This is a genomic window from Solilutibacter tolerans, assembly GCF_900155935.1.
GTDB lineage: Bacteria > Pseudomonadota > Gammaproteobacteria > Xanthomonadales > Xanthomonadaceae > Solilutibacter > Solilutibacter tolerans.
This window is the reverse complement of record NZ_FTLW01000004.1, coordinates 225211-241795: the sequence shown is the minus strand read 5'-3', so window position 1 is coordinate 241795 and position 16585 is coordinate 225211. Positions and strand designations below refer to the sequence as shown.

The 16585-nt window shown below is 62.3% G+C and carries 16 protein-coding genes, 1 tRNA gene and 1 pseudogene; 7 read left to right on the top strand and 11 right to left on the bottom strand.

Annotation, left to right across the window (positions count from 1 at the left end; genetic code table 11):
* The first annotated feature begins 45 nt into the window (after positions 1-45).
* From BW989_RS09485 to dbpA, 6 genes are all read left to right on the top strand, one after another.
* On the top strand, positions 46-1137 hold the full coding sequence (locus BW989_RS09485) for an alkene reductase (protein WP_076587661.1): 1092 nt from the start codon (positions 46-48) through the stop codon (positions 1135-1137).
* 85 nt (positions 1138-1222) lie between these two features.
* A complete protein-coding gene (locus BW989_RS09480; protein WP_076587659.1) occupies positions 1223-2011 on the top strand; it encodes an SDR family NAD(P)-dependent oxidoreductase in 789 nt (262 codons plus the stop codon).
* A gap of 44 nt (positions 2012-2055) precedes the next feature.
* Positions 2056-2607, top strand: a complete 552-nt coding sequence (locus BW989_RS12835) for an NADP-dependent oxidoreductase (RefSeq protein WP_242651412.1) — start codon at positions 2056-2058, stop codon at positions 2605-2607.
* Positions 2502-2819, top strand: a complete 318-nt coding sequence (locus BW989_RS12890) for a zinc-binding dehydrogenase (protein WP_278245869.1) — start codon at positions 2502-2504, stop codon at positions 2817-2819. The genes BW989_RS12835 and BW989_RS12890 overlap by 106 nt, the downstream gene beginning before the upstream one ends.
* Entirely contained in the window at positions 2819-3052 is a 234-nt protein-coding gene (locus BW989_RS12885) for a zinc-binding dehydrogenase (RefSeq protein WP_278245867.1), read from the top strand. Before BW989_RS12890 ends, BW989_RS12885 begins: the two co-directional genes overlap by 1 nt.
* A 130-nt stretch (positions 3053-3182) precedes the next feature.
* Complete coding sequence (dbpA, locus tag BW989_RS09470; protein ID WP_076587657.1) at positions 3183-4568, top strand: ATP-dependent RNA helicase DbpA; 1386 nt, start codon at positions 3183-3185, stop codon at positions 4566-4568.
* Between the two features lie 250 nt (positions 4569-4818).
* Here the strand turns inward: dbpA and BW989_RS09465 are convergent, their stop codons facing one another.
* Entirely contained in the window at positions 4819-5961 is a 1143-nt protein-coding gene (locus tag BW989_RS09465; RefSeq protein ID WP_076587655.1) for a DUF4062 domain-containing protein, read from the bottom strand.
* 217 nt (positions 5962-6178) lie between these two features.
* Here BW989_RS09465 and BW989_RS09460 point away from each other — a divergent pair, with 217 nt between their 5' ends.
* Positions 6179-6424, top strand: coding sequence for a site-specific integrase (locus BW989_RS09460; protein WP_242651411.1), 246 nt, complete (start codon positions 6179-6181; stop codon positions 6422-6424).
* A gap of 107 nt (positions 6425-6531) precedes the next feature.
* On the opposite strand, the pseudogene BW989_RS09455 reads toward BW989_RS09460, so the two are convergent.
* The 10 genes and pseudogenes from BW989_RS09455 to BW989_RS09405 all read right to left on the bottom strand — a co-directional run.
* A pseudogene (locus tag BW989_RS09455) lies at positions 6532-6711 on the bottom strand (integrase core domain-containing protein); the annotation flags it as partial.
* A 244-nt stretch (positions 6712-6955) separates the two neighbouring features.
* Complete coding sequence (locus BW989_RS09450) at positions 6956-7852, bottom strand: cation diffusion facilitator family transporter (RefSeq protein WP_076587653.1); 897 nt, start codon at positions 7850-7852, stop codon at positions 6956-6958.
* A 26-nt stretch (positions 7853-7878) separates the two neighbouring features.
* On the bottom strand, positions 7879-8205 hold the full coding sequence (locus tag BW989_RS09445; RefSeq protein WP_207551644.1) for a YnfA family protein: 327 nt from the start codon (positions 8203-8205) through the stop codon (positions 7879-7881).
* Between the two features lie 81 nt (positions 8206-8286).
* A complete protein-coding gene (locus BW989_RS09440) occupies positions 8287-11475 on the bottom strand; it encodes an efflux RND transporter permease subunit (protein WP_076587968.1) in 3189 nt (1062 codons plus the stop codon).
* 10 nt (positions 11476-11485) lie between these two features.
* On the bottom strand, positions 11486-12748 hold the full coding sequence (locus tag BW989_RS09435; protein WP_076587649.1) for an efflux RND transporter periplasmic adaptor subunit: 1263 nt from the start codon (positions 12746-12748) through the stop codon (positions 11486-11488).
* Positions 12745-14022, bottom strand: coding sequence for a TolC family protein (locus BW989_RS09430; protein WP_076587647.1), 1278 nt, complete (start codon positions 14020-14022; stop codon positions 12745-12747). Before BW989_RS09430 ends, BW989_RS09435 begins: the two co-directional genes overlap by 4 nt.
* A 618-nt stretch (positions 14023-14640) precedes the next feature.
* Positions 14641-14727, bottom strand: a tRNA-Leu gene (locus BW989_RS09420).
* A gap of 87 nt (positions 14728-14814) precedes the next feature.
* Positions 14815-15273 (bottom strand): hypothetical protein, encoded by a 459-nt coding sequence (locus BW989_RS09415; RefSeq protein WP_076587643.1) that lies wholly within the window; start codon positions 15271-15273, stop codon positions 14815-14817.
* A gap of 4 nt (positions 15274-15277) precedes the next feature.
* Positions 15278-15499 carry a PspC domain-containing protein gene (locus BW989_RS09410; RefSeq protein ID WP_425476660.1) on the bottom strand — a complete coding sequence of 74 codons (222 nt, stop codon included), beginning with the start codon at positions 15497-15499 and terminating at the stop codon, positions 15278-15280.
* 20 nt (positions 15500-15519) lie between these two features.
* Positions 15520-16584 carry a class III poly(R)-hydroxyalkanoic acid synthase subunit PhaC gene (locus BW989_RS09405; protein ID WP_076587639.1) on the bottom strand — a complete coding sequence of 355 codons (1065 nt, stop codon included), beginning with the start codon at positions 16582-16584 and terminating at the stop codon, positions 15520-15522.
* Between the last annotated feature and the right edge of the window lies 1 nt (position 16585).

The window sequence follows — 16585 nt, the reverse complement described above, 5'->3', positions numbered from 1 at the left end:
GGGGAACGCTTCCCCGGCCATCCACCATTAGCTCTCAGGCACGACATGTCCGACACCACGCTATTCCAGCCCTATCCGCTTGGCCCGCTGACTCTGTCCAACCGCATCGTCATGGCACCTTTGACACGTAACCGTGCGGGCGCAGGGTTGGTGCCCAGCACCCATGCTGCCACTTATTACGCGCAGCGCGCCTCGGCCGGGCTAATCATTACCGAGGCCACCCAGGTCTCGGCGCAAGCCCAGGGCTATCAGGACACCCCCGGGCTGTACACGCAAGACCAGATTGATGGCTGGCGCGAGGTCACCGATGCCGTACATGCCCAAGGCGGGCGCATCTTCGTGCAGCTGTGGCACGTTGGTCGCATCTCACACGTCGATCTGCTCGGCGGTGCCGCGCCTGTCGCCCCTTCGGCCATCCGCGCGCAGACCAAGACCTTCGTCAATAACGGCTTTGCCGATGTTTCCGAGCCGCGTGCGCTCGTCATCAACGAATTACCGGGCATCGTTGACGACTTCCGCCAGGCCGCGGCCAACGCGATCGCGGCCGGTTTCGATGGCGTCGAAATCCACGGTGCCAACGGGTATCTGCTGGAACAATTCATCAAGGACGGCGCCAACCAGCGCACCGACGCCTATGGCGGCTCAGTCGAGAATCGCGCGCGCCTGTTGCTGGAAGTCACTGCCGCGGTGGTTGAGCAAATCGGTGCCGAGCGCACCGGCGTCCGCATCTCGCCGGTGTCGCCGGCCGGAGCCATCTCAAGCAGCAACCCGCAGGCGCAGTACGACTACATCGTCGAACAACTGGATGCGCTCGGCATCGTCTATCTGCACGTGGTGGAGGGCGCCACGGGGGGGCCCCGCGAGGTGGCGCCGTTCGACTTCGATGGTCTGCGCCGTCGCTTCACGCGCACCTATATTGCGAACAACGGCTACGACCTGCCGCTGGCCAGTGCCCGCCTTGCTGAGGGCAAAGCGGATCTGATTGCATTTGGCCGGGCCTTCATCAGCAACCCCGATCTGGTCGAGCGCCTGCAGTCCGGTGCCCCGCTTGCAGCGTTGAACCCTGCCACGTTGTACGGCGGTGGCGCCGAGGGCTACATCGACTATCCGACCTCGGCTGAAGTACACACGCAATAACGCCGCAAACACCGTGCTGACACTTGCCTATTAGTCAGGTGCAGCACCTGCCGGACTTTCTTCCTCATCCCCAGAGACAGCCGTCATGACCCTACTCCCTACCACCCTCATCACCGGCGCCTCCAGCGGCATCGGCGCCACGTACGCCGAACGATTCGCAGGGCGCGGCCACGGCCTCGTGCTTGTCGCACGCGACAACGCGCGCCTGGAAGCACTCGCCGCCCGCTTGCGTCAGGAGACAGGCGTCGCCATCGACGTACTGCCGGCTGACCTCACCCAACACGATGAACTGGCGACCGTCGAGGCGCGCCTGCGCGACGATGCCACCATCGGCATCCTCATCAACAACGCAGGCGTCGCCCAGTCCGGAGGATTCACCGACCAGTCGACCGACAGCATTGAGCGGCTGATCACCTTGAACACGACCGCATTGACGCGCCTGGCCGCCGCCGCCGCCCCGCGGATGGCGAAGGCCGGCGAAGGGGCGATCGTGAACATCGGGTCCGTTGTAAGCCTGGCACCGGAATTGGGCATGTCCGTCTACGGCGCGACGAAGGCCTTCGTGCTGTTTCTCTCCCAAGGGATGAGCCTGGAACTCGGCCCCAAAGGGGTCTACGTGCAAGCGGTGCTTCCCGCGGCGACCCGTACCGAAATCTGGGAGCGCTCCGGCATCGATGTCGACACACTGCCCGAGGTCATGGATGTCGGCGAAATGGTCGATGCGGCGCTGGTTGGATTCGATCGCCGCGAATCCGTCACCATTCCTCCTCTGCATGTGGCCACACGCTGGGACACCTTGGACGCCACGCGCCAGGCATTGCTTGGCGACATCCGCCAGGCGCAAGTTGCCGAGCGCTATCGCGTCACTGTTTAAGACTGGAATACGGCAGCCGCATCTTCTCCTCAGAGAACAAAATAATGAAAGCTTTCATCATTGATCGCTACGGCAAGCGCGAAGCCGGACGAATCAGCGATCAGCCCGAGCCACCGCTGCGGGATGATGATGTGCTGATCCAGGTCCATGCTGCGGGCGTTAACGCGCTTGACTCCAAGATCAAGAGCGGCGAGTTCAAACTGATCCTGCCCTACCGCCTTCCCTTGATCCTCGGTAACGACGTGGCCGGCACGGTCATTCGGGTCGGCACCCGCGTCGATCATTTCAAACCGGGCGACGAAGTCTTTGCACGCCCAGACGATGACCGCATCGGTACTTTCGCCGAGTTGATTGCCATCAAAGCATCGTCGGTGGCACGCAAGCCCAAGAATATTGACATGGTCGAAGCCGCCTCCCTGCCACTCGTGGCACTGACGGCATGGCAGGTGCTGGTGGAGACTGCCAAACTGAAAAAGGGCAGAAAGTCTTTATCCAGGCCGGTTCTGGTGGCGTCGGCACCATCGCCATACAGCTTGCCAAGCACCTTGGCGCTTTCGTCGCCACGACGACGAATACAGCCAACGTTGCTTGGGTGAAGGCCTTGGGCGCGGACGTCGTCATCGACTACAAGCGGCAGGACTTCGTTACAGAACTGCGCGACTACGACGTCGCACTCAACAGCCTCGGCAGCGATGAACTGGAGAAATCACTCCAGATTCTCAAGCCCGGCGGACATCTGATCTCGATATCCGGCCTGCCCCGACCTTCGCCACGGCACGCGGACTGCCATGGCCGCTCAAGCAGGTGATGCGTCTTTTGAGCCATGGCATTCGCAGCAAGGCGAAGCGCAAAGGCGTCGATTACACCTTCGTCTTCATGCGAGCAGACGGACAGCAATTGTGGGAGCTGGCCGCCCTTGTCGAATCAGGGGCAATCCGCCCTGTCGTGGACAAGGTGTTCGCGTTCGAGGACACCCAACAAGCTTTGGCCTACTCAGAAAGCGGGCGCGCTAAAGGCAAAGTGGTCGTGCAAGTGCTCTAGCTGTCCGCAAGCGGCCTGCCTAAGAGATCCCGTGTTACCTGACACAACAGCTGACGCGCAAGATGTTGCATCTCCACATCGCTGATGGCATTGCTTTCGGCCACAAGCCAACACCTGCGATCATGCACGGATGACCCAGCCCATCACCTTTGCCGACCTCGCCCTGGATGCATCCCTGCGCCCCGGCCTCGATGCCCTCGACTACGCCCACCTGACCCCGATCCAGGCACAAGCCTTGCCGGCAGTGCTCGAAGGCCGCGACCTGATCGCTCAGGCACCGACCGGTAGTGGCAAGACCGCGGCGTTCGGGCTGGGCCTGCTGCAGGGCATCGATGCGAGCGCGATGCACACCCAAGCGCTGGTGCTCTGCCCCACCCGCGAACTCGCCGACCAAGTCGGCAAGCAGCTGCGCAAGCTGGCGACCGGCATCGCCAACCTCAAGCTGTCTGTCCTGTGCGGCGGCATTCCGCTGGGGCCACAGCTGGCCTCGCTGACACATGCGCCGCATGTGGTGGTCGGCACGCCCGGACGCGTACTGGAACTGGTGCAGAAGGAGGCGCTGGACCTCGGCAATGTGCGCACCCTGGTGCTGGACGAGGCCGACCGCATGCTGGACATGGGCTTCGATGAGGCGATCCGCGCACTGGTCAAGCGCACACCCAAGGACCGGCAGACGCTGCTGTTCTCGGCCACCTTTCCCGACACCATCCGCACGCTGGCCAAGGCGATGCTGCGCGAGCCGTTGGAAATCAGCGTGGAGGGTGGTGCGCAACCGACGGCCATCCGCACACATTTCTTCGAGGCTGATGCCACGCGTCGCGCCCCGCAACTGGCTGCACTGCTGCTGCAGTTCAACCCCGAATCCACGGTGGTGTTCTGCAACATGCGCCGCGACACCGAGGAAGTGGCCGGATCACTGGCCCACTACGGCTTCACCGCACTCGCGCTGCACGGCGACATGGAACAGCGCGATAGGGACGAAGTGCTGGTGCGCTTCGCCAACCGCAGTTGCAGCGTGCTTGTGGCCAGCGACGTCGCCGCACGCGGGCTCGACATCGACGATATCGGCGCCGTGGTGAACTACGAGCTGCCCACCGACGCCGACACCTATCTGCATCGCGTGGGCCGCACCGGACGCGCCGGGCGCAATGGGCTTGCACTGAGTCTGGTCGCGCCACAGGAGCGCGGGCGCGCCGCCTTGATCGAGGAACGCCAAGGCAGTGCGATCCACTACGAACGCATCGCCCCGCTCGACGGCCGGCCACGCGGCGTTCCGCAGGCGGCGATGGTCACCCTGCGCATCGACGGCGGCCGCACCGACAAGCTGCGCCCCGGCGACATCGTCGGCGCACTGACCGGCGATTCAGGCGGCCTGGCGAAGGATGCGATCGGCAAGATCGACGTGTTCGCGACCCGCAGCTATGTCGCCATTGCACGCACCCAGGGCAACCATGCGCTGGCGCAGCTCCGCGCAGGCAAGATCAAGGGCCGCAAGTTCCGGGTCAACATGCTGTAAGCGGGTGCGTCGATGTAATTCGCGAATGGGTGAACGTCTCGAGCTATCGAAGTTTTACGCAGGTGGCTAGAGGATGACTGAAATTAGAGATTGAAGAAGTCGCCTTTGGGCGACTTTTTGCGGGAATGGCTCGGACATAAAAAGTCCGCTATCGGCCAGAAGCAGACTTTGGCCTCACTCTAAGGCCATGCGTGGCGACCTAGGATCAACTTAGGCATCGTGGGCTATAAATGGTCCGATATAAGCGACGTCAGCGCCCCAAGCGCTCATCGCGCCACCTGCGACGCAGCAGAACAACGAGATCTTCGGTGATGTTCCGCGAGCGCATCTTCAACGCTGCGCGCGGCATGTGCCCAGGCGACAGTTGCACGGCCTGCCCGCGCTCCACCTCGCGACCCATCATCGACCACGATCCACTGTTGGGGCTCGCGGCATGCTCTGCAGCCGTGCGCCAGCCCATGACACTGTCGCCAACGACGCGCGCCGCAACGCTTACGTGGGTCAACCGCTCCGTTGGGTCGACGTGGCCCAGCACCCAATCGGCGAACGTCAGTGCGGAAGCAACCGTTTCAGCGACCGCTTCCTCGATGACGTAGGACATGTGCGAACCCGTGCTTCGAGGGAGCGGAACGGACACGCGCAAGTCGCCAGTGGACCAAAACTGCACCTCGGCAGTCGGAGCGTTGCGCTCGCCCTGAAAGATGGATACGGCCTGGTCGACCACCGCCACGTCAGCTCCCAGTCGAACATCAAATAGTGGTTGTGGGCCGAACATCAGAGCTTGCTGCAACTGCGACGCCAAATCTCTACCTTCAAGTTCGGCAGGGCGAAGGATCGTGGCCACCGGTCCCGCGGCAACTCCCAGGTGCAGCACCGCGCCGTAGTGATTGCGCTCTCTAACCTGCTGCACTACTTCAACCGCGCGCGCGGATAGCGCGCCCGGGTTCATTGGAGTCGTTGCGCTAGACAGTGCCATGCGGTGCAGGGCACGGGTTACCAGCGCGTCTAGCTGCTGAGGGTCGGTATAGCTTTCGCGAAACAGTCCGCCCTCCCAGCCGCTGACCTCCGCGACGAAGTCAGCCTGCTCGAGCTCCGGGGTCTGCTCGCCATCTTTGAGAAAAATGATCACAGGCTTTTCGCCTTGAGCCGACCGGTATTCCTCGTGAGTCGCCGACAGGCCCGACGCCTGCTGAGCGCCGTAGCGGGCACCCAAAACCAATACAACCGCATCGGACCTGCGCAGTTCGCGCAAGCACGCCACTTGGGGTGAGTCGGGTCGCGCGCCAAAGTCCTCGGCCATTACCGCCCGGTGCCCCAGACGCTCAATGGCGCGTCTGACGGCCGCCCGGTCCTCCTCCATTCCCGAAATCAACGAGCTGACAAAGACTTCCATGGTGCCTCCTGATCTAAAGAGCCTACTAGATCAGGTCACAATGCGTGGGATAGCTCAACTAACGGGGTCTTATTCGCTTCCTGATGCCCGTACGTGAGAAGCTGCAGTACTGCGGGCCTTGTCTTTTCACATAATGCGAACGTCCGCAGTCGGTCGAATAACGCCTTGATACTGGATGTAGGAGAACACGGACCGCCCCCATCATTAGGAGTTGGTCATGGCAATTCTTCATGCAGCTCAGCCTCACGAGCCTTGGAACAAGGGAGGGCTGATTGGCCAAAAGTCGCCGCTCAAACTGAAAGATGTCTGGGCCATCCGGATCAGACTTCAGCTTGGCCACAAGGTCCGAGATCTCGCCCTATTCAATCTGGCGATCGACTCGAAGCTCCGCGCCTGCGACTTGGTGAAGCTCCGGTATCCGACGTATCTCATGCCGGGCAGATGTCTTCGCGAGCTATGGTGATGCAACAGAAGACCGGTCGCCCCGTGCAATTTGAAATCACCCAATCGACTCGTGAAGCCGTGCAGGCTTGGATCACATTGACCTGCCCCCACCGGACGTACCAGTGATTACTGATAAAGCCCGGGGTTGAAGGGTACTGCGTTGTTGCCGGTTTGCGCACGATGGTTGGTGGCGAACAGTGATGGCGGGATTCGCCCACAACTGCTGTGCGGTCTGACTTCGTTATAGTCGCGACGCCAAGTGGCGATGGCATCGCGGGCTTGGGCGAGCGAGGTGAACCAGTGCTCCTTGGGCACACGAAGCTGGAAAGCACGGTGCGCTACCTAGGCATCGAGGTAGATGATGCCCTAGAGATCGCGGAGCAGATGGATGTTTGAACCTAAAGTGCCCGATCCTCCACCTGAGAGGGTCGAGGATCGGACAGGGGCGGCCACGCTTTGGTTCGGCTGTGAAGATTGATGACGTGGTATGTGCCCTGTTGTGTAAGAGGGCATAACATGCGTTTCGCAAATCATATGAAGAGCTGCGTCGTCACGCATGCACATCATGATCACCACAGGGTACGGCCTCGACCTGCAAGGTTGCATGCTCAATCGCAAACTGCTCCTCGAGCATCGCGCTCAATGCAAGCCTCAACTGCTCCGCTGACGCCTTGGTTTCATCGCCCACCACATGAGCTGTCAAAACAGCCTCCTTCGACCCCAGCGCCCATGCGTGTAGGTCGTGAACCTCGGTGACGCCGGGGAATTCGCTCAGCGCTTTGCGAACTGCATCCATATCCAACCCATCGGGCACACCCTGCATCAAGATGTTCCCGGCTTGGCGCATCAACACCCATGTGCGCGGCAACACCCACAGGCCGATGAGGACAGCGATGATGGGGTCGGCAATGGTCCAGCCGGTAAGCTTGATCAGGATGGCGCCCGCGATCACACCGATGGACCCTAGCATGTCGGCCCACACTTCCAGATAGGCGCCTTTCACATTGAGGCTCTCGCCTGACCCGGCTTTGAGCAGGCGCATGGAGATCAAGTTCACCACCAGCCCCAGCGTGGCCACGACCAGCATGCCAGTGGACGCCACTTCCGGCGGCTGACTGAAGCGACCCACCGCCTCCCACAGGATGTAACCAGCCACCACGAACAGCAGTCCGCCGTTGATCATCGCGCCGATCGCTTCCATGCGGGCGTAGCCATACGTGCGCTTCGCGTCCGCTGGTCGGCGGCTCAAGCGCACGGCGAATAGTGAGATCGCCAAGGCGAGTACGTCGGTGCCCATGTGTGCGGCATCCGAGAGCAAGGCCAGGCTGTTGGTAATCAACCCCCCGATGACCTCCGCAACAAGAAACACAGAGGTCAATCCCAGTGCTATCCAGAGCGGTTTTTCATGCTTGATTTCACCGCCACCGTGATCGTGTCCAGCAGACATACGCTTACTCCATCAAATTTAAGTAGTTACGTGCTCCGCCAATTGGCCAGCACAATAATCGAAGCGCCCGGGATCATCATCGCGCCGCCCACCAGGTCCCATCTCCCGATGGGCACGCGGTCAACCAGTGCCAGCCAGATCAGTGCTACCGCGACATAGATGCCGCCATACGCCGCATACACGCGCCCGGATGCTGCGGGATGAAGGCTGAGTAGCCACGCGAAGGCCGCCAGACTAAGTGCGGCCGGCAGTAGCCACCCCAATGAACGACCGGGCTGCTTGGCAAACAGCACCAACCAGCACCCCAGAATTTCTGCCACTGCCGTTATCGCGAATAACGCCATTGTCTTCATGAGCATGGCGGTGTCTCCTTCAAGAGTCGGATAGCCATGCGAAGCGCAGCGCATTCGGCCGCGCTGGCGCGTTCGCAGCAGTCAGACATGAGCTTGCTCTTGTGGTGAAGTGTCATTTCGATGCAAGCGACGATAAAGCGCTGGCAGCACCAGCAGCGTGAGCAAGGTGGACGAGATGATGCCGCCGATCACTACCGTGGCCAGCGGCCGCTGCACTTCGGAACCCGCACCCACATTGAAGGCCATCGGGATGAAGCCCAGCGAGGCCACTAGCGCTGTCATCAGCACCGGGCGCAAACGACCGAGCGCGCCGTCCACCACGGCATCGTCCAGTGCATCACCCTGCTCACGCAGTTTGCGGATAAAGGCAATCATCACCAGCCCGTTGAGTACGGCAACGCCGGATAGCGCGATGAAACCCACGCCGGCCGAGATCGACAGCGGAATGCCGCGCAACGCCAATGCGATCACGCCGCCGGTCAGGGCCAGCGGCACGCCGGTGAACACGATGCCGGCGTCCTTGATGGAACCAAACGCCCAGAACAACAGCGCAAGGATCAATATCAGGGTGACCGGCACAACCACAGCCAGACGTTGGCTGGCGGAGATCAGTTGCTCGAACGTGCCGCCGTAATCGAGCCAATAGCCTGCGGGCATTTCGACCTCCGCGTCGATCGCGGTGCGCAACTCCTGTACGAAGCCACCCAAATCACGGCCCCGCACGTTGGCGGTCACCACCACGCGTCTTTTGCCGTTCTCGCGGTTGATCTGGTTTGGGCCCAGCGTCATCTCCAGCTTGGCGACTTCGCGCAATGGCACGGTGCCCGGCGCAGGCGCGTGACTGCCGACCGTGCCGCTGGATGCATCCGCTGTCGCGCTGGCGGCAGGATCGAGCGCGATGGGCAAGTCTTCCAGCGCAGCCGGGTCGCGGCGGATCGCTTCCGGCAATCGCACGACGATATCGAAGCGTCGGTCGCCTTCGAACAGTTGCCCTGCGGTTTCGCCGCCCACGGCCGTGGCAAGCGTTTCCTGCACGACACCCGGGTTGAGCCCGTAACCCGCCAAGGCCTGGCGGTTGGGAAGGATGCTGAGCAACGGCAGCCCCGTCGCTTGTTCAATCCGCACATCGGCGGCCCCCGGCACGGTTTTGGCGACCGCTTCGATGCGATTACCCACGTCGACCAAGGTGTCCAGGTCATCGCCGTAGACCTTGATCGCCACGTCCGCGCGCACACCCGAGATCAGCTCGTTCATTCGCATCTGGATCGGCTGGGTGAATTCGTAGTTGTTGCCGGGGATTTTCTTGACGGCCACTTCGATTTCATTGACCAGCACATCGCGCGGTTTACGCGGATCGGGCCACTCGCTGCGGGGTTTGAGCATGACGAAGGTGTCGGTCACCGATGGCGGCATCGGGTCGGTCGCGACTTCGGCCGTGCCGATCTTGCCAAACACGCGTTCGACCTCGGGGAATTGCTTGATGCGGCGTTCCAGCGTTGCCTGCATGGCAACCGCTTGATCCAATCCCGTGCCGGGAATGCGCATTGCGTGCACGGCGAGGTCGCCTTCGTCCAGATTGGGGATGAATTCGGTGCCCAAACGCGTGGCCAGCAGACCACTGAGCACCACCAAGGCCGCTGCGCCCGCAAACACCCATCGGCTGCGTTTGAGCGACCAGTCCAGCAGCGGCACGTAGCGCTTGCGAAGCCAGGCCATCACCCGGTTCTCTTTCTCTTCGACCTTTCCGCCGAGGAAAACGGCGATGGCAGCGGGGACGAAGGTCAGCGACAGCAGCATCGCGCCGGTCAGCGCCAGCACCACGGTGATCGCCATGGGGTGGAACATCTTTCCCTCCACGCCGGTCAACGCGAAGATCGGCAAGTAAACCGCCGCGATGATGCCGAGACCGAACAAGCTGGGACGAATCACTTCCGCTGTGGCCGAGGCCGTGGCATCGAAGCGTTCTTCCTTGGTGAGAATCCGGCCCAACTGATGTTGCAACTCGCCGAAGCGTCGCAGGCAGTTTTCGATGATGATCACCGCGCCATCGACGATCAGGCCGAAGTCCAAGGCGCCTAGACTCATCAGGTTGCCGGACACGCCGCCGCGCACCATGCCGAACACGGTGAACAACATCGATAGCGGAATGACTGCGGCTGTAATCAATGCGGCGCGGAAATTGCCGAGCAAGGCGAACAGCACCGCAATCACCAGCAAGGCGCCTTCCACCAGATTCTTGGTGACCGTCTTGATGGTGCGATCCACCAATGCGGTTCGGTCGTACACCGCATGCGCCTGCACGCCCTTGGGCAGACTCTTGTTGGCTTCTTCAAGCTTGGCAGCGGACGCTTGCGCCACCGTGCGGCTGTTGGAGCCGACCAGCATGAACACCGTGCCCAGCACAACTTCATCACCGTTCTGGGTCGCCGCACCGGTGCGCAATTCCGGGCCCTCGCCCACACCTGCCACGTCACGCACGCGGATCGGCACGCCTTCGCGGCGATCCAGCACGATGTCGCGGATCTCATCCAGATTCGCCACTTGGCCCGGCACGCGCACCAGAAACTGCTGCCCGTTGCGCTCGATATAGCCAGCGCCGACGTTCTGGTTGTTGGCGGCGACGGCGCGCACCACGTCTTCCAGAGTGAAGCCCAGCGTGCGCAAACGCGCAGGATCCGGGGTGATGTGGATCTGCCGCGCGTAACCACCAATCGTGTTGACCTCGGTCACGCCGGGCACGTTGCGCAGCTGCGGCCGGATCACCCAGTCCTGCAGCGTGCGCAAGTCAGTTGAGGTCCACGGCGCGCCATCAGGCTTGCGTGCGCCTTCTTTCGCCTCGACGGTGTACATGAAAATCTCGCCGAGGCCGGTGGCGATAGGTCCCATCTCGGGCTCGATGCCTGCCGGCAATTGCGACTTCACTTGCTGTAGGCGTTCGGCCACTTGCTGGCGGGCGAAGTACAGATCGGTGCCGTCCTTGAATGCCACGGTTACTTGCGACAGCCCGTAACGCGAGATCGAACGGCTGTAGTCCAAACCCGGGATGCCGGCCATGGCGGTTTCCACCGGCCAGGTGATGCGCTGCTCGGATTCCAGCGGCGAGTAGCCGGGCGCGGCGGTGTTGACCTGCACCTGCACATTGGTGATGTCAGGTGTGGCGTCGATCGGGAGTTTGGTGAAGCTCCACACGCCAAGCGCGACCAAGGCGAGGGTCAATGCCAGCATCAGCCATCGATGGGCGATGGCAAAGCGGATCATTCGCTCCAGCAGACCGGTGTCGTTAGTGGTCATGCGACGCCCCCGACTTCTCGATATCCGCCTTCACCAGGTAGCTCTGTTCCACCACCACCTGATCACCCGCCTTCAATCCTTCAAGAATCTCGACCTGAGCGGCGTCGCGCTTGCCCAAGGTGACCGGGCGGATCTCGTAGGTATCGCCGACGCGGATGAACACCACGTCCCAATCGCGGAACTTTTGCAGCGCGGCCAAGGGCACGACGAGTGCGGCCGGCTGTTGGTCAACGGTGATGCGCGCCTTGACCGCAGAACCGGGCCGCCACTGGCCATCAGCATTGGCGATGGTGGCGCGAGCCACGGTGCTCTGGCTGGCGGTTGCCGTGCCGGGCAGGATGCGGTCAATGACCGTGTCGAGCGTGGCGCCATCGCTCATGCGGGTGACCTGCACGCGGCCACCAGGTTGGATGTGCTGCGCATCCGCACCAAAGATGTGCAGGTCGACCCACAGGCGGGTGAGATCAGCCACTTCATACAGCACCATGCCTTCGCCTGCTACGGCGCCAACGGGGGCGTCGCGCGTCACCACCACGCCGGTCAGGGGCGAGGTGATGCTGTAATTGCTCAGGCTCAGGTTGCTCTCGATCACGGCAAGGGTCTGGCCGGCACCGACTCGGTCACCCACTTGCGCGGTCAATCGCCTGATCGGCCCGGGGAAGCGTGCGGTCACTTTGGCGCTGCGGCCTTCGATCGGCGTCAGCAACCCTTGCACTTCATGTTCGTCGGCGATGATGCCGGGGCTCGCCGGTGCGATTTTGATCCCCGATTGCTCCGCCATCGCACGCGCGATGGTGGTGCGGCCTTCATAGCTGTCGTAGGCCCAACGCAGCGGCTTGCCTTCGATCTGGGCCAGCACCTCGACATCGAACGAGTGCGGCTCGCCTACCGTGCTGGTCGCCATGAGGCTGCCATCCGCTTGCGGCGCGAGCGTGTGCGTTTCGGCAATATTGCCCAGACGCTTGAGCCTGACTTCCACTTTGCCAGCACTCGCCGGCAGTGCTTTGTCACCCTTGTATAGCCAGGCCTGATACTTCGGCGGCGTGCCATCCTCGGCAATGGCCAACTCGACGGCGTAGCCCTCTTGTTCCAGCAGGCGTCCGCCATGCGCACCCTTGACGGCTTCCTCGGTGAGCTCGGTGCCCGCTTCGCCTTCTTCGGCGTGACCATGCTCATCGTTGGCCGCATCACCGCCGCAAGCCGTGAGCGCCATCACCAAAGCGATCGGCAACATCCAGTGGCGCAGGTTCATTGGTCTTCCCCTTGTTCATTGGTGGCCGCGCCCTCGACAAATGGCTGGCCGGTGAGCCGCTGGATTTCGATCAGCGCACGCTGCGCTTCCAGAGCGGCTTCAAGTTGTTGTTTGCGCGCAATCGTGCGTTCGGACTGCAGCTGCGCCCATTCCAGATAACTGATCGCACCCGCGCGATATGCGCGTTCGGCCGCATTTTCCGCCTGACCCAGCTTGGGAATGACCTCGCGCCCAAGAAGCCTGACTTCCAACTGCGCGCTGAGGTAGCGCCCGTGCGCGTCAGCCAAGGTGGAGTACAGACTGAGATCGCGGGACTCGCGCTCGATCTCCAGCATCGCCAACTCGGCTTCTGCCGCACGGATCTCTGGCTGCGCGCGCGACCGGCTGCCGAGTGGGATGGAGATGCTCGCCAGCACTCCTACATCGTTGCCTTCACGGAAATGCCGCGCACCCACTTCCCAACTCCAGTCGGGCGTCGCCTGACTGCGGGCCAGCTGCAGGCGCGCCTCGCGGATGCGCCGCTCGCCCGTGAACTGCACAATCTCCGGCGTGCGGTCCAGCCACGCTGACAATGCCGAGAAGGCCTCCAAGGCAGGCAGCGCATAAGGGTTACCACTGGCCACGGCGAACTGCGGATCACGCTCGCCCCACAGCGCGGCCAGGTGCTGACGGGCGCTCCGCTCGCGTTGTTGTGCGCGGGCGCGCTCGAGTTCTGCGCGTGACAGCGCTGCCTCCGCTGCGAATACCACCGATTGGGGCGAGGCACCGGCGGTGAAGCGGTGACGTGCGCCGGCAACAGTTCGTCGGCGCTGGGCGATATCTTGCACTGCGACGTCACGCTGACGTTGCGCTGCGACCACCGCCAAATAACGGCGCGCGACTTCGGCAAGCAGATCAAGGCGTTTGGCCTCGCGATCAACAGCGAGGGCATCGATCCGCGATTGCGCCAACGTGCGCCGCGCCTCCAGCTTGCCACCTCGCTCGAACACCGAGGCCAGCGTCACCGTGGCTTCGGCGCTGTCGAGGAAACGGCGGTCGCCGGTGCCCATGACGTTCTCGACCGATGCCCCAAGCACCAATGGAGGGCGCAAGGAGGCCTGATCGAGGCCAGCGGCGAGCACGTCGCGCTTGGCGCCGACCAGACGCAGGTCTGGGTGGGCTTGTTCGACGCGACGAATCGCATCATCCAGGGTCAATCGATCAGCGGCCATCGCTGGCGCGCACGCCAGAAATGCCGCAAGGCACGCGGCAAGCGCCGCGATACGCATGTGCATGGAAGTCTCCGAAATGTCAGGCGAAACGGTTGCACGCAGCAGCAAGGCGTGCGATTGCGTTACGCCTGGATCGGAGGCCTGAGGACGTCGTCGAGTGCGTTCCTTAGCGCCAGCGCCAAACCACTCTCTGGCGGCATGATGGACCCGCTCAAGAACAACATGACCGGCGCACCATTGAGAACTGCACTCGACGCGTGGCCACAACAATGGGCGAGGTGCGACAGGACGTGCAGCGCTTCTCCACCTCCGTCCCCGCCCTCTCGGGAGGGGTCGGCCTTCCCAGCTTCATCGAACTCCGCATGCGCTGTCGTTGAGCCGTGACTGAGCTCGTGGACTTCACCGATGGCCGCCAAGGCTGGCTGAACCACGAACGCGAGCACCAGCAATCCGCTCCATAAGAAGCGGATCAACAAACCTTTTCGATGGGGTTTCAGCCCAAGCATGCGCAAGATGGTAGCGATCTTGGATTGCGGTACACAATCACAATCAAGACGTCTGCGATTCTTGCCCTGCACGGGGAATCCATGCAGCGACCAGCTGTTTTGATGGCGTCCGCTTTGGGTCGGAAGCAGACCCACACCCCCACAAAAAAACCGCCACAAAGGTGGTTTTTTCGTCTGGTGCCGGGGGTGGGACTCGAACCCACACGGTTTTAAGGCCGGCGGATTTTGAATCCGCTGCGTCTACCAATTCCGCCACTCCGGCGCGGAGGGCAAGTATACCGGTGAATGCGCTGCGGTGGCAGTGGGCGATTCATTTCTGTGGCACTTGGCGACGCGTTCATCACCACTATTACCTGGCAACCCGGCGGTGCCCCCAAGGCCACCACCCCTTCCCCGTATGCGCGTAGCGGTCGGCGGCGCGTTCCAGCGGATTACGCACGCTCACCCCACCCAGCAACAGGTACAAGGGCAGGAACAACGGCCCCAGCAGCATGTACTGGTAGACGTGGGCGCGCTCGTGGTCGCCCAGACGCACATGCGGCTCTTCGAGATGGCCGGCGCGGTGTTCGTAGGTCATGCATTGGGCGTCCAGCCCGTCATGCGTGTTGATGATGCAATTGCCCAGCGTCATCGCCCCACCCGGCCCCCAGGGCCAGCGGTCGAAGACGATGGCAAACTCCGCTCGCGACCATCGAGCCCGCGCGCCGAACGGCATGCCGGCCACGCCTGCGATCAACCCGAACAAGGTGTTGGGCACCGTCCATACGATGCCTAGCGTGCGCAGCAAGAACACCGTCACCGGGTGCATGGGCTTAGTCGTTGGCCTCGGGCATCAACAGCCAGAGGATCAGGTAGACGATGATGCCGGGAAACGCCGCCGACAACACCGAGACCACCACAAAGATGATGCGCAGAAGATTGGCATCCCAGCCATAGCGCTTGGCAATGCCGCCCATCACGCCGGCGATCATGCGGTGGCTGCGGGAGCGGGTAAAGCGGTTATCGATACTGTTCATGCGGGTCGTCGTTGAAATATGAAGATGAGCTGTTGCGCTCAACGCTTGCGCAACCACTCGTGGATGGTGTCTGGCACTTCCTTCTGCGCGCGGCTGGACACGTAGATGCCGATATGGCCGCCGCGGAAACTGAGCTCGGTGTAGTCACGCGTGCCGACCAGGCCCTGCATCGCCTTCGATGCCATCGGCGGCACCAGATGATCTTGCTCAGCAAAGATGTTCAGCACCGGCATGTCGACGAAGCCGAGGTCCACGTCTTCATCACCAATTTTCACGCCGCCGTTGATGAAGCCATTGCCTTGGTAGAACTGCTTGATGAACTGGCGGAACGCTTCACCGGCTTGGTCGGGTGAATCGAAGATCCACTTCTCCATGCGCAGGAAATCTTCCATTGCCTTCGCATCGTCCAGGATATCCACCATGCCGACGTACTTCTGCAAGTTGAGCCGGAACGGCTTCAACATGAGGTAGGACCAGTTCATCAAATCCGCGGGCACATTGCCCATGGTGTCGACGAACAGATCCACGTCCATCGCACGGGTCCAGTTGGACAGCATATTGTCCGGGGTCTGGAAATCCACCGGCGTCACCATGGTGATGAGGTTGCGTACCTTGTCCGGGTTGAGCGCGGAATAGCACAACGACAGCACGCCGCCCTGGCAGATGCCAAGCAGGTTGATCGCCGCCACACCATGCGATTCGCGCAGGTGGTCGATCGCGCCGCCGATGAAACGTTGCACGTAATCCTCAAGATCAAGGTAGCGATCAGAACGATCGGGATAGCCCCAGTCGAGCACGTAAACGTCCTCGCCGCGCTCCAGCAGGCCTTTCACCAGCGAGCGGTTGTCCTGCAGGTCGATCATGTACGGGCGATTGACCAGCGCGTAGCTGACCAGGATCGGCACGCGTGCGGTCGGCGCCTTGGGGCCGACGAAGCGATACAGCACCGTCTTGCCGTCGCGCCAGACCTCCTGCTTCTGGGTGACGCCGTAGTCGAATTTGTCCACCTCGCGCAGCGTTTCCAGACCGGCAGCCAGCTTGGACTGCATGCGCAGCGCTTCGTTGGCGAGTTCTTCTGGCGTGAGTTTCAGCGGGCTGGTCATC